General features: G+C 71.0%; 13 protein-coding genes. 6 read left to right on the forward strand and 7 right to left on the reverse strand.

What is annotated here, in order from left to right; all coding sequences use genetic code 11:
* Positions 1-148 precede the first annotated feature (148 nt).
* Both AB0C19_RS10940 and AB0C19_RS10945 read left to right on the forward strand, forming a co-directional pair.
* Positions 149-814 (forward strand): TrkA family potassium uptake protein, encoded by a 666-nt coding sequence (locus tag AB0C19_RS10940; protein WP_357182730.1) that lies wholly within the window; start codon positions 149-151, stop codon positions 812-814.
* Between the two features lie 3 nt (positions 815-817).
* On the forward strand, positions 818-1,507 hold the full coding sequence (locus AB0C19_RS10945) for a TrkA family potassium uptake protein (RefSeq protein ID WP_357182733.1): 690 nt from the start codon (positions 818-820) through the stop codon (positions 1,505-1,507).
* Positions 1,508-1,549: 42 nt separating this feature from the next.
* On the opposite strand, the gene AB0C19_RS10950 is transcribed toward AB0C19_RS10945, so the two are convergent.
* The 4 genes from AB0C19_RS10950 to dut all read right to left on the reverse strand — a co-directional run bounded on the left by AB0C19_RS10950 (position 1,550) and on the right by dut (position 3,978).
* Positions 1,550-2,233, reverse strand: a complete 684-nt coding sequence (locus tag AB0C19_RS10950) for a DUF3159 domain-containing protein (RefSeq protein ID WP_091400610.1) — start codon at positions 2,231-2,233, stop codon at positions 1,550-1,552.
* Between the two features lie 25 nt (positions 2,234-2,258).
* Positions 2,259-2,639: an OB-fold nucleic acid binding domain-containing protein gene (locus AB0C19_RS10955; protein ID WP_124816055.1), complete on the reverse strand. Its 381-nt coding sequence runs from the start codon at positions 2,637-2,639 to the stop codon at positions 2,259-2,261.
* A gap of 114 nt (positions 2,640-2,753) precedes the next feature.
* Positions 2,754-3,416, reverse strand: a complete 663-nt coding sequence (locus tag AB0C19_RS10960; protein WP_357182737.1) for a DUF3710 domain-containing protein — start codon at positions 3,414-3,416, stop codon at positions 2,754-2,756.
* 25 nt (positions 3,417-3,441) lie between these two features.
* Positions 3,442-3,978, reverse strand: a complete 537-nt coding sequence (gene dut, locus AB0C19_RS10965) for a dUTP diphosphatase (RefSeq protein ID WP_238659243.1) — start codon at positions 3,976-3,978, stop codon at positions 3,442-3,444.
* Positions 3,979-4,068: 90 nt separating this feature from the next.
* Here dut and AB0C19_RS10970 point away from each other — a divergent pair, with 90 nt between their 5' ends.
* Positions 4,069-4,596 (forward strand): DUF3093 domain-containing protein, encoded by a 528-nt coding sequence (locus AB0C19_RS10970; protein ID WP_357182741.1) that lies wholly within the window; start codon positions 4,069-4,071, stop codon positions 4,594-4,596.
* 80 nt (positions 4,597-4,676) lie between these two features.
* Here AB0C19_RS10970 and AB0C19_RS10975 read toward each other — a convergent pair whose 3' ends face one another.
* Both AB0C19_RS10975 and AB0C19_RS10980 read right to left on the reverse strand, forming a co-directional pair.
* Entirely contained in the window at positions 4,677-5,558 is an 882-nt protein-coding gene (locus AB0C19_RS10975; protein WP_357182744.1) for a hypothetical protein, read from the reverse strand.
* Between the two features lie 119 nt (positions 5,559-5,677).
* On the reverse strand, positions 5,678-5,974 hold the full coding sequence (locus tag AB0C19_RS10980) for a DUF4193 domain-containing protein (protein WP_007075406.1): 297 nt from the start codon (positions 5,972-5,974) through the stop codon (positions 5,678-5,680).
* Positions 5,975-6,406: 432 nt separating this feature from the next.
* On the opposite strand from AB0C19_RS10980, the gene AB0C19_RS10985 reads away from it, so the two are divergent.
* On the forward strand, positions 6,407-6,919 hold the full coding sequence (locus AB0C19_RS10985) for a LytR C-terminal domain-containing protein (RefSeq protein ID WP_357183148.1): 513 nt from the start codon (positions 6,407-6,409) through the stop codon (positions 6,917-6,919).
* A 110-nt stretch (positions 6,920-7,029) separates the two neighbouring features.
* Here the strand turns inward: AB0C19_RS10985 and AB0C19_RS10990 are convergent, their stop codons facing one another.
* Positions 7,030-7,848 carry an inositol monophosphatase family protein gene (locus AB0C19_RS10990; protein WP_357182747.1) on the reverse strand — a complete coding sequence of 273 codons (819 nt, stop codon included), beginning with the start codon at positions 7,846-7,848 and terminating at the stop codon, positions 7,030-7,032.
* 667 nt (positions 7,849-8,515) lie between these two features.
* Between AB0C19_RS10990 and AB0C19_RS10995 the strand changes: the two genes are divergently transcribed.
* The gene (locus AB0C19_RS10995; RefSeq protein ID WP_357182750.1) at positions 8,516-10,126 is read left to right on the forward strand and encodes an RNA polymerase sigma factor; all 1,611 of its coding nucleotides are present in this window, start codon (positions 8,516-8,518) and stop codon (positions 10,124-10,126) included.
* 245 nt (positions 10,127-10,371) lie between these two features.
* Complete coding sequence (locus AB0C19_RS11000) at positions 10,372-10,605, forward strand: hypothetical protein (protein ID WP_030489368.1); 234 nt, start codon at positions 10,372-10,374, stop codon at positions 10,603-10,605.
* Positions 10,606-11,321 lie beyond the last annotated feature (716 nt).

Raw genomic sequence — 11,321 nt, forward strand, 5'->3', positions numbered from 1 at the left:
GACCACCACGGTGGGGGCGCGGGGGTGGGCGATCACCGCTGCTCACGACGGCGGGGTACGGTCGGTCCCCGCTCGCGACCGGGACGTGGCAGGCTCGCACTCGAAGGCCACCGGCAGCGGGAGTGGTACGCACCTTGGGAGGGACAGCGTGCACGTCGTGATCATGGGATGTGGTCGGGTCGGGTCGACGCTCGCCCACAGCCTGGAGTCCCGAGGGCACTCGGTGGCGGTGATCGACCAGGACGCCGACGCCTTCCGCCGGCTCGGTCCCGACTTCGCCGGGATCACGGTGACCGGGGCCGGTTTCGACGGCGAGGTGCTCCGGCAGGCTGGCATCGAGCGCGCGGACGCCTTCGCGGCGGTGTCGAGCGGCGACAACTCCAACATCATCTCGGCCCGGCTGGCCCGCGAGACGTTCGGCGTGTCCCGGGTCGCCGCCCGCATCTACGACCAGCGCCGGGCTCAGGTCTACGAGCGGCTGGGCATCCCCACAGTGGCGACGGTGCGGTGGACGGCGGACCGGATGCTGCGGCACCTGGTGCCGGAGGGCAACGTGGAGATCTTCCGCGACCCCACGAGCACTGTGTCGATCGTCGAGGTTCCCGTACACAAGGACTGGATCGGTAGGTCGGTGCGGACGCTGGAGGAGGCGTCCGGGGCGCGGGTGGCCTACCTGATCCGCTTCGGCATCGGCACGCTGCCCACCGGCTCCACAGTCGTGCAGGAGGGCGACCAGGTGTTCATGCTGGTCAGCGATGACATCGTGGCGACTGTCACGTCGGTGGCGGCGACGCCGCCGGAAGGAGGGCACTGAGCCATGCGGGTCGCCATCGCGGGCGCGGGCAACGTGGGCCGCTCGATCGCCCAGGAGCTGATCGAAAACGGCCACCAGGTGATGCTCATCGAACGCCAGCCCAAGATGCTGCGTCCGGACCGGGTGCCGGCTGCCGACTGGGTGCTGGCCGACGCGTGCGAGGTGGCCAGCCTGGAGGAGGCCAACATCGCCGGGTGCGACGTGGTGGTCGCGGCGACCGGCGACGACAAGACCAACCTGGTGCTGTCGCTGCTGGCCAAGACCGAGTTCGCGGTGCCCCGGGTGGTCGCCCGGGTCAACCGGGCCGAGAACGAGTGGCTGTTCACCGAGCAGTGGGGCGTGGACGTCGCGGTGAGCAAGCCGCGGGTGATGGCCGCGCTCGTCGAGGAGGCGGTCACCGTCGGCGACCTGGTCCGGCTGATGACCTTCCGACAGGGCGAGGCGAACCTCGTCGAGATCACCCTGCCGCCGACGGCCCCCTACGTCGGTCAGCCGATCCACGCCGTGCCGCTGCCCCGCGACTCCGCGCTGGTGGCGATCCTGCGCGGCAAGCGGGTCCTGGTGCCCAGTCCGGACGACCCGATCGAGGCCGGCGACGAGCTGATCTTCGTCTGCACCGCCGAGGTGGAGGACCAGGTCCGCCAGGTGATCCTCGGGCCGGACAGCGTCGAACGAACCCGCAGCTCACGCTGACCCCGACCGGCGCGCGGAGCGGCCCGGGTGAGGGGGCGTCGCTCAGGCGCTGGGCAGCGGGGCCGGCGGCGACTCCCGGGTGACCCGGCGCACCGTCCAGACCGTGATCAGCAACAGCAGCGCGTACGGCGGGTAGCCCAGAGCCAGCCGGGCCACGCCCAGGGCGGTGTCCTGGTGGGCCAGGTAGAGCCCGGCCTGCACTCCCACCTTGGCCAGCCAGACCACGCCCCAGAGCACTGTCAGCTGGGTGAAGGTGCGCACCAGCTTCGGGTCGGACCGCCACTCCGAACGGCCCTTGGCCACCAACACCGACCAGATCCAGCCCACCAGCGGCTGCCGGATCACGGCCGAGATCAGCAGGGCGACACCGTAGCCGATGCCGTAGAGGATGCCGGGAAGGTAGAAGTCACGCTCATCGCCGGTCCGCCACGCGATGGCCGCGCCGACGCCGACGCCGAAGAGCCCGTTGACGGCGTGCCGGATCGGTCGACGCTGGGCCAGCCGCAGCCCCGCGATCAGCACGGCGACCGCGATCGACGCGATCACCGCCGGCCGCAGCTCGCCGATGATGTTGGCGACGACGAACACCACTACCGGAATGCTGGACTCGACCAGCCCGCGCCAGCCGCCAAGCTGGTCGGCCATCTGCTCGGCGATCGTCGGCAGCGGCTCCTCGTCCTGAGGGTCGGTATCCGGCTGTGCCGCCCGGTCCTGTCCCGTCGTCATCGCCGGCCTTCCGTCCGCAGTGCCATCACTTGGGCGAGTCCAGCTCGTAGTAGGGGTTGTAGATGACCTTGCGGTCGTCCCGCACGGCCACCCGGCCACGGGCGGTCAGATGCCGGCCCGGCTCGATCCCGGCGATGTGCCGTCGACCCAGCCAGACCAGGGTGACCACGTCGCTGCCGTCGTACAGGTCGGCCTCGAGGGTGGGCAGATTGGTGCGCGGCGTGTAGACCACGGTGCGCAGCCGACCGGCGACCGAGACCAGCTGACCCCGGGAGCACTGCTGGGCGGGGATTCCGCCGCACTCGGCGCTCTCCCGACGCAGCTCCTGCGCGTCTATCTCGGCCTCGCTGGCGGTGAACCTCTGCAGGATGCGCCGCAGCGACACCCGGCCCTCGTCGGTCGTCATGACCTCCGCGTCACCCTCTCCACGCTCGCCGTCCCCGGCCGGCACCGGCGGCGCCGGAACCGTGCCGCCAGCGTACGCCGACGGGGCTGGTTCCGGCGGGCCGGTGCGCGCCGGTCAGACCTGACGCGGCGCGGCGGCGGCGTCGCCCGCCTCGGCCTCTGCCTGGTCGGCGACCTCCCGGGGCAGCCGCAGCGGCAGCGGCTCGCGGACCGGCTTCGCCTCCTGCCCACGGTCGACCACCAGGCCGTCCAGGCACTCGACGAGCGGCCCGGCCATTGCCGGGTCGGTGGCCACCGGGCCCTGGAACACGCCCCGGACCATCCAACGCGGCCCGTCGATTCCGACGAACCGCAGGTTCGTCGCGCCGTCCGGGGTGTTCACCTGGGCGTGCAGCTCCGGGCCGTACTCGCCGGCGACCTCCTGCGCGCTCGCGCCGTCGCGGAGCAGCGACTGCCGGATCTCCTCGCGCACCTCGTCCCAGATCCCCTCGGACCGGGGGGCGGCGAAGACGCCCAACTGGAGCGCGTTGTCACCGTGCACCAGCACCACCTGCTGGACCACACCCTGCGGGTCGGCCTGCACCCGCACCTCGACGTCGGCGATCGCCGGGATGTGCAGACTGCCCAGGTCGAGTCGCTGCACGTCGTCGTAGCTCTCGGAGATGTCGTACGGGCCGCGCTCCAGCGTCGGCGTCGCATCGCCCTGGTCGGGGACCTGGGCGGCCCGCTCGTCACGGGTCTGCCGCTCCGCATCGGCCCGCTTTCGGGAGAAGATCACTGCGCCTGCCCTCCGCTGTTCACACTCACCCTGCCACCTCTTCCGTCTGCCCGCGGCCCGGCTCGCTCGGCCGCCGCTCGACCCGGTCCTGGCCCGTCGGCGACGGCACCAGCCCGGCGTGCCCACCGGTGGACCCGTGCCCACCGGTCCCGCGCCGGGACGCGGGCAGCTCGACCACCGGCTCGAACCGCGCCCGCGCGACCTGCTGGACCACGAGCTGCGCGATCCGATCGCCGCGGGAGATCTTCGCCGGCACGTCCCGATCATGATTGATCAGGTTGACCAGGATCTCACCCCGGTAGCCGGCGTCGACCGTACCGGGCGCGTTGAGCACCGTCACGCCGAGCCTGGCCGCCAGACCGGAGCGGGGATGGACCAGTCCCACGTACCCCTCCGGCAGCGCGACGGCCACGCCGGTGGGCACCAGGGCACGGCCGCCGGGTGGCAGCTCCACGTCCGCGGCCGCCACCAGGTCGGCCCCGGCGTCGCCGGGATGGGCGTACGTGGGCAACGGCAGCTCCGGGTCGAGCAGCTGCACGGGCACGGGTACGACGTCGGTCACGGGTCCCCTCTTCCGTCCGGTTCGCGGGGTGACCCTGCCATCCTGCCGGTTCGTCGAGCCGCCGTGCGCCGTACCCTCGCAGGAGTGAGCATGTCGCCCTCCCCGTCCGCCGATCAGCCGCCGGTCTCCGCCCGCTCGGCGTACACCGAGCGGTTGGATCTGCCCTGGTGGCTGTGGCTGGCCGGGCTGGTGGCCGCCGCGTTGCTGGCCGTCGAGATCTGGATGGGCGCCTCCGGCGTCCGCGCGTGGCTGCCGTTCGCCGTGCTGGTGCCGCTCACCGCTGTCGGGCTGTGGTGGCTGGGCCGGATCCGGGTCGGGGTGGCTGACGCCGAGCTGCGGGTGGACGACGCCCGCCTGCCGGTCCGTTTCGTGGCCGACGTGGTGCCGCTGGACGTAGCCGGCCGACGTGAGGTGCTCGGCGTCGGCGCGGACCCGCTCGCCTTCGTGGTGCAGCGACCGTGGATCGGCGGCGCCGTGCAGGTGATCCTCGACGATCCCGACGATCCGACCCCGTTCTGGGTGGTGAGCACCCGCCATCCGGTCGAGCTGGCCGAGGCGGTGCTGACCGCACGGGACGCCCTGTCGGCTTCCCACCCGACGGCGGGCGAGCCGGGCTGACCCGACGCCGAAGGGCTGGCTCAGGAGCCGGTCCGACGGCATGGGCCCGCTCAGGTGCCGATCCGACGGTTAGCGACCGCTCAGGTGCCGGTAGGCGGGCCTGGGAGGGCCGCCGGTGGCGCGGGCCGGGCGATGCCCCGCCGACGCAGGTCGACCTGGAGTTGCTCGGCCATTTGCTGGGTGGCCCGGCGGTTGAGGAAGCTGGCCACCGCCGCGCCGGTCAGGAACGGCCCGAGCGTGGTGAGGTTGCGCCCGAAACGACGCAGCAGCATGTCCCGCAACTCCTTGCGGGCGGCGGTGCCGAGCACCGCTCCCACTCCCACGCCGGGCACCATCGGGTTGACGCCGCGTTGAGTTGCCCAGGAGTGCACCAGCGCGACCGCCCGTTGGCTGCCGGCGGCCGGTAGTGCCACGCCGTGGATCTCGTGCAGCTCGCCGACGAGTTTCAGCTCCACCGCCACCACGGCCACGGTCTCGGCGGCGAGCAGCACCGGCGCGGAGAGCAGGGTGGGGGCAACCGTCCACTCGACGGCCGCGACGCCCCCACCGGCCGCGCCGATCGCGGCGGTGGTCCTCGACGCGTTACGGATGAGCCGGTCGGCCAGGGCGGCGTCGTCCAGGCCCGGGAAGTGCTGGCGCAGCGTGTCCAGGTCCCGTACCGGCACGTGCGGGGCGATCTCGGCGACGGCGTCGACCATCCACCGCACGGCGGCGCGGGGCTTGAACAGGTCGGAGATGCCCCGTGCACGGGCCTGCCCGACCATGCGGGTCAGCAGTTGGCGGCGTCGGGCCGGCGCGATGTCGTCAGCGGTCAACGCCGCGACGGTCGCACCGAGGTCGTCGGTGCCACCGGTGGCACCGAGGTCGTCCGTGCCGCCATCGGTGGCAGCGAGGTCGTCCGTGCCACGGGTGGCGCCGAGGCCGTCCGCGCCGCCATCGGTGGTGCCGCCTCGATCGCTCATCGGACCTCCCGGTGCTGTGGCTACCCGCTACGAGTCAAGCAGGTACCCACCGCTGCCGCATGCCTACACCGGCAGCGGCGACCCCGTTCAGGAGGCCGCCGCCGGTGTTGTTGTGGTTGTCAGACGCACTCGCGGCAGATCAGCTCGCCGTTACGCTCGACCGCCAGCTGGCTACGGTGGTGGACCAGGAAGCAGCGGGCGCACCGGAACTCGTCCTGCTGCATCGGAAGCACCTTGACCGTGAGCTCCTCGTCGGCCAGATCGGCACCGGGCAGCTCAAAGCTCTCGGCCACCTCGGCCTCGTCGACGTCCACCGCGCCCGACTGTGAGTCGACGCGCCGTGCCTTGAGCTCTTCCAGGCTGTCCTCGCCGAGGTCGACCTCGTCGCGACGCGGGGCGTCGTAGTCGGTGGCCATCGGTTTCACTCTCCCATATCGATGTTGTCGCTTCCGGTTGTAACGCCGGACGACGCTGTTTCGGTTCCGCTGGCCGGCCACCACTTGTGTCGGGCACCCGACCCGAGGACCGAACGGGTCGAGCTCGCCGGGGCGACTCCCCTGCGAGCGCGGAACCTTACCCCCCCTTGGGCGAGGCATGTATACCGCCCTTGCGGCTGAGATGTACGCCCCCGCACGCGAAGTTGTTCCCAATGTGATTCAGGCGACACGAAGATAGGGGTAGTAGTACCCGGTTCGCGGTCGGCGCGCCGGCATGTCGGGCTGTTTCCACGCGACGGCCGGACAACCGTTAACCTCAGCGGCGTATTCGACGGCCGGCGGCCTGAGCGATCGTTCCTGGCCGCCACCACCCACTGAGGTCCGGGGAGTGCCCTGATGAGTTTTGCGCGCGTGCGAGCACTCGTCGTCGTCGGCCTGTTGGCGATCATCGCCCTGGTCTTCGTCGTCGTGGCCGTGGTCCGCGACAGCCAGGGCAACGTGGGCACGGCGGCGGGTTGCCCCGAGGGCTGGCCGTTGGCGGATCTGACCCTGCGCGAGCGCAAGGACGTCAAGATCAACGTGTTCAACGCCACGGATCAGCCGGGCCTCGCCCACACCGTCGCCGACGAGTTCAGCAATCGACAGTTCCAGGTCAAGAAGACCGGGAACGAGAAGAAGGTCGACAGCGTGGCCCTGCTGCGGTACGGCCCGAAGGGCGTCGGTTCCGCGCACCTGCTCCAGGCGTACTTCCTCAACAACGCGGTGCCGGGCTACGACCCGAAGCGCGCCGACGACACCGTGGACGTGGTGCTGGGCAACCGCTTCCAGCAGCTCGCCACCACGACCGAGGTCAACCAGTCGCTCGGCGACTCGGGTCCGCCGGAGGCTCCCAAGGGCTCCTGCCCGTCGCCACCCGCCAAGTGACGGCGTAACCGGCCCACCTCAGCGCCAGGTCGGCGATCGGCACCGACCTGGCCCACCGCCGCCAGAGCCGGCCGCTCGAAAGGCTGGAGCCGGCTGACCTGCTCCGCCGGTCAGGGACCGCCGGCGGCGTCCAGCGCGGCCAACCGGTCGTGCAGCGGCGCGAAGAGCGCGGGCGGGGCCGCTACCACCAGGTCCGGCCCTGGCGGCCGACCCGCCAGACCGGCGACCCGGACCCCCGCCTCGGCGGCCACCAGCCCGCCAGCCGCCAGGTCCCAGGCCGCAAGACCCTTCTCGAAGTACGCGTCCAGCCGCCCCTCGGCGACCAGACAGAGGTCCAGCGCCGCGGCGCCGAGCCGGCGGATGTCACGTACGTGTGCGATCAGACCGGCCACCACCTGCGCCTGGTGCGCCCGGCGGCGGGCTTCGTAGCCGAAGCCGGTGCCGACCAGCGCCTGCCCCAGATCGACCTCCCCGGAGCAACGCAGCCGGACGCCGTCGCGCCAGGCCCCACCCCCGGCTGTGGCGGTCCATTCCTCGCCGGTGCTCACGTTGCGCACCACGCCGGCAACCACCGCCCCGTCCACCTCGGCGGCCAGCGAGACAGCCGAGTGCGGCAGTCCGTACAGGTAGTTCACAGTGCCGTCGATCGGGTCGACGATCCAGCGCACACCGCTGCGGGTCGCGCCGGAAGCTTCCTCGCCGTACTCCTCGCCCAGCACCGAGTCGTCCGGGCGCAGCGCCGCCAACGCGTCGAGGATCTGCCGCTCGACCGCCCGGTCGGCGGCGGTGACCACGTCGGTGACGGTGCTCTTGGTGGCGGCGACGACGACTCCCTCGGCACGCATCCGGTACGCGGTGTCCGCCGCGGCCCGAGCCACCTCCACCGCGATGGTCAGCAGCTCCGACGGTGTCGTGGCCGAGTTGGTCATGATTCGCCTCTTTCCGCACTCCGGGTGCACGTGGGTGGGTGAAACTACCGACCCGGCTTCCGAAGATCATCGTTCCCGACGCCGTACTGCGGCGCCAGACCAGGATCTTTGGCGTCCGGAATCCGCTGCGAGGTGGGCACACCGGCGACGGCCTCGCGGCTTGAGCGGGCGACCTCCGCCAATATGCCCCTTTCGGTTGGTAATGTCGCTTAAATGCTTACCGCCCCGTCCATGCTCGGCTCACAACCGTTGCCCAACCGCGACCTGGTGGGCACGCCACCGGCCGGACCGACAGCGACCTCGGTGATCCACACGCGCATCCTCGCAACCGCCCCGTTGACCTCGTATCGCCTGCTCAAACGGCAGTTCGGACACGATCTGCGCGCTACCTGGCTCGACGACGGAAGCCCTTCGCCTGCCGCGCGGCTATCATTACCGCGAAGCCCATATCTCCGCCCCACCGACGGTCCCCACCGGCGGTACGCGGTGCGGAGCAGGATGATCGCCGCAGACGGCGTTACAATTCACCCCTGCCCACGCGGCACGGACCGCCGACCACCGGCCGGACCGTGACACGAGGGTCCCTCAACCACATCGCCCGGCACGGTAACCCTCGCTGCGCTGGACGAACCCGCCGTGCCCGCTCTTCGCCTCCGGAAGGTCATTCGTGACAGAACCCCGCCAGCCCGGCGCCGACGTTCGCTCGCTCACCGACACCCTGATCGCCCACGCGCAGAGCGCCGGCGGTCAGCTCACGTCGGCTCAGCTCGCGCGCACCGTCGAGTCCGCCGAGGTGACTCCGGCCCAGGCCAAGAAGATCCTGCGGGCGCTCTCCGAGGCGGGAGTGACCGTCGTGGTGGACGGCTCGGCGAGCACCCGTCGCCGCGTCGCCGCGGCCCGCTCGACCACGCCGGCGTCCCGGGCCACCACCGCCAAGACCACCAAGAAGGCCGCCGCGCCGGCCCCGAAGCAGGCGCCCGCCGGCGACGACGCCCCGACGACGTCAGCCCCGCGCAAGGTGGCCGCTCGCAAGGCGACCGGCACCGGAGCCGAGGCCGCCACGGCGACGCCGGCGAAGGCGACCAAGTCGACCCGAGCCACCAAGGCGACGGTGGCCGCGGCTGCCGGGGCCAAGCCGACCAAGGCAGGCGGCAAGGCCAAGGGCGAGGGCGCCGAGGGCGAGATCGACCCGGAGGAACTGGCCGCCGCGATCGAGGACGTCGTGGTCGAGGAGCCGGCCGAGCTGGCCCAGGCCGCCGAGACCGACGCCGCCGCCTCGGCGACCGACAACGACTTCGAGTGGGACGACGAGGAGTCCGAGGCTCTCAAGCAGGCGCGACGCGACGCCGAGCTGACCGCCTCCGCCGACTCCGTCCGGGCGTACCTGAAGCAGATCGGCAAGGTTCCGCTGCTCAACGCCGAGCAGGAGGTGGAGCTGGCCAAGCGGATCGAGGCCGGGCTCTACGCCGCCGAGCGGCTGCGGGCCGCCGACGAGGGCGAGGAGAAGCTCGTCCGCGAGATGGTCCGTGACCTGGGCTGGATCTCCCGCGACGGCGAGCGGGCCAAGAACCACCTCCTGGAGGCGAACCTCCGACTGGTGGTGTCCCTGGCCAAGCGCTACACGGGCCGTGGCATGGCCTTCCTCGACCTGATCCAGGAGGGCAACCTCGGTCTGATCCGGGCCGTGGAGAAGTTCGACTACACCAAGGGCTACAAGTTCTCCACGTACGCCACCTGGTGGATCCGACAGGCCATCACCCGCGCCATGGCCGACCAGGCCCGCACCATCCGCATCCCGGTGCACATGGTCGAGGTCATCAACAAGCTCGGCCGCATACAGCGTGAGCTGCTCCAGGACCTGGGCCGCGAGCCCACCCCGGAGGAGCTGGCCAAGGAGATGGACATCACACCCGAGAAGGTGCTGGAGATCCAGCAGTACGCTCGGGAGCCCATCTCACTGGACCAGACCATCGGCGACGAGGGCGACAGCCAGCTCGGCGACTTCATCGAGGATTCCGAGGCCGTGGTCGCGGTCGACGCGGTCTCGTTCTCGCTCCTGCAGGACCAGCTCCAGCAGGTGCTCCAGACGCTCTCCGAGCGTGAGGCGGGTGTGGTACGCCTGCGCTTCGGCCTGACCGACGGCCAGCCGCGGACGCTCGACGAGATCGGTCAGGTCTACGGGGTGACCCGGGAGCGGATCCGGCAGATCGAGTCCAAGACGATGTCCAAGCTGCGCCACCCGTCCCGGTCGCAGGTCCTCCGGGATTACCTGGACTGAGCGGGTTTCGTCAACCGAACGTGTCGTTTTGACCACCTGGTGTGCAACACCAGATGGTGATCGTCCGGATGCACGAATGTGATCGTTGACGTGGCACCCTTGGTGCACGGCACACTGTCCCTTCCAGGTGTGACCTCGGTCCCCCGCGGGCACACAGGGAAGGCAGTGCCTAGTAAGGGTGTTGCACGATAGGTGAGCAACGACCGAAGAGATTGTTCATCGGTGACGACCAGAGGAGGAAGGCGATGACCCCGACCCTCACGCCGCCGCCCGTGACGGCGGCTCCCCCAGCCGCCGATGAACGGTGCGACCGCTGCAATGCTGCCGGGAAGCTCCGGATCACCCTCACGGGTGGGAGCGAGTTGGTGTTCTGCGGGCACCACGCGAACAAGTACGCGGAGGATCTCGTGAAGATCACCGAGCGGTTCGCGACGGAGCCCGATTTCAGCTGGCGTGGCGCCGATCTGATGGCGAACTAAATCCGCAAACCGACATAGTTGACCGGAGGCACCCACCGAGGGTGCCTCCGGTCAACTTTTCTCTCTGGACACCCCGCGCCCCGCGCCCCGCGCCCCGCGCCCCGCGCCCCGCGCCAAGATCTGCGCAACTTCCCGGATGTTGCTGCCTCCGACACGCGGGAGACAGCAACATCACTGATATTGCGCGGATCTTGACGACCAAACCGCCCGCAAGGAGACCGAAGCCCGGGTTTGGCCACCCACGGCTACCAAGATCGCGCTCGAACCAGGATGTGGTGGCCTCACCGATGCACCGACACCACTACAACCAGGATGGTGCGCGATCTTGAGATCGGCACACCCCGCACACAGGCATCCATAGCCTTTCCGGCCAGGCAAGCCGCAGCACCGCCCAGGCCCCCGTTGATCCACTCGGGTTCAAGGAAGTCGCGCTCTCCACCTCGCTCGAACACCGCGTTTTCAAGGAAGCCGAGTGGATCACGGTGCAAGCGCCGAGGCGGTGGTCACGCGGGCGCCTGTTCTGCTGGCCGCTGACACCAGGCACGGCCAGCGGTGACATCGGGCACGACCAACGGCGACACCAGGCACGGCCGGCCGCTGACACCACGCACGACCAACGGCGACACCAAGCACGGCCGGCCGCTGACACCACGCACGACCAACGGCGACACCAAGCACGGCCGGCCGCTGACACCACGCACGACCAACGGCGACAC

Origin of the sequence: Micromonospora sp. NPDC048842 (assembly GCF_040649935.1) — a bacterium.
In the GTDB taxonomy this organism is placed as follows: domain Bacteria; phylum Actinomycetota; class Actinomycetes; order Mycobacteriales; family Micromonosporaceae; genus Micromonospora; species Micromonospora hortensis.

Excerpts from the sequence above, each read along its gene's own strand:
- AB0C19_RS10955 (WP_124816055.1), bottom strand. The coding sequence starts at position 2,639 with ATGACGACCGACGAGGGCCGGGTGTCGCTGCGGCGCATCCTGCAGAGG.
- AB0C19_RS10975 (WP_357182744.1), bottom strand. The coding sequence starts at position 5,558 with ATGAGCGATCGAGGCGGCACCACCGATGGCGGCGCGGACGGCCTCGGC.
- AB0C19_RS10990 (WP_357182747.1), bottom strand. The coding sequence starts at position 7,848 with ATGACCAACTCGGCCACGACACCGTCGGAGCTGCTGACCATCGCGGTG.
- AB0C19_RS10950 (WP_091400610.1), bottom strand. The coding sequence starts at position 2,233 with ATGACGACGGGACAGGACCGGGCGGCACAGCCGGATACCGACCCTCAG.
- AB0C19_RS10980 (WP_007075406.1), bottom strand. The coding sequence starts at position 5,974 with ATGGCCACCGACTACGACGCCCCGCGTCGCGACGAGGTCGACCTCGGC.
- AB0C19_RS10945 (WP_357182733.1), top strand. The coding sequence starts at position 818 with ATGCGGGTCGCCATCGCGGGCGCGGGCAACGTGGGCCGCTCGATCGCC.
- AB0C19_RS10970 (WP_357182741.1), top strand. The coding sequence starts at position 4,069 with ATGTCGCCCTCCCCGTCCGCCGATCAGCCGCCGGTCTCCGCCCGCTCG.
- AB0C19_RS11000 (WP_030489368.1), top strand. The coding sequence starts at position 10,372 with ATGACCCCGACCCTCACGCCGCCGCCCGTGACGGCGGCTCCCCCAGCC.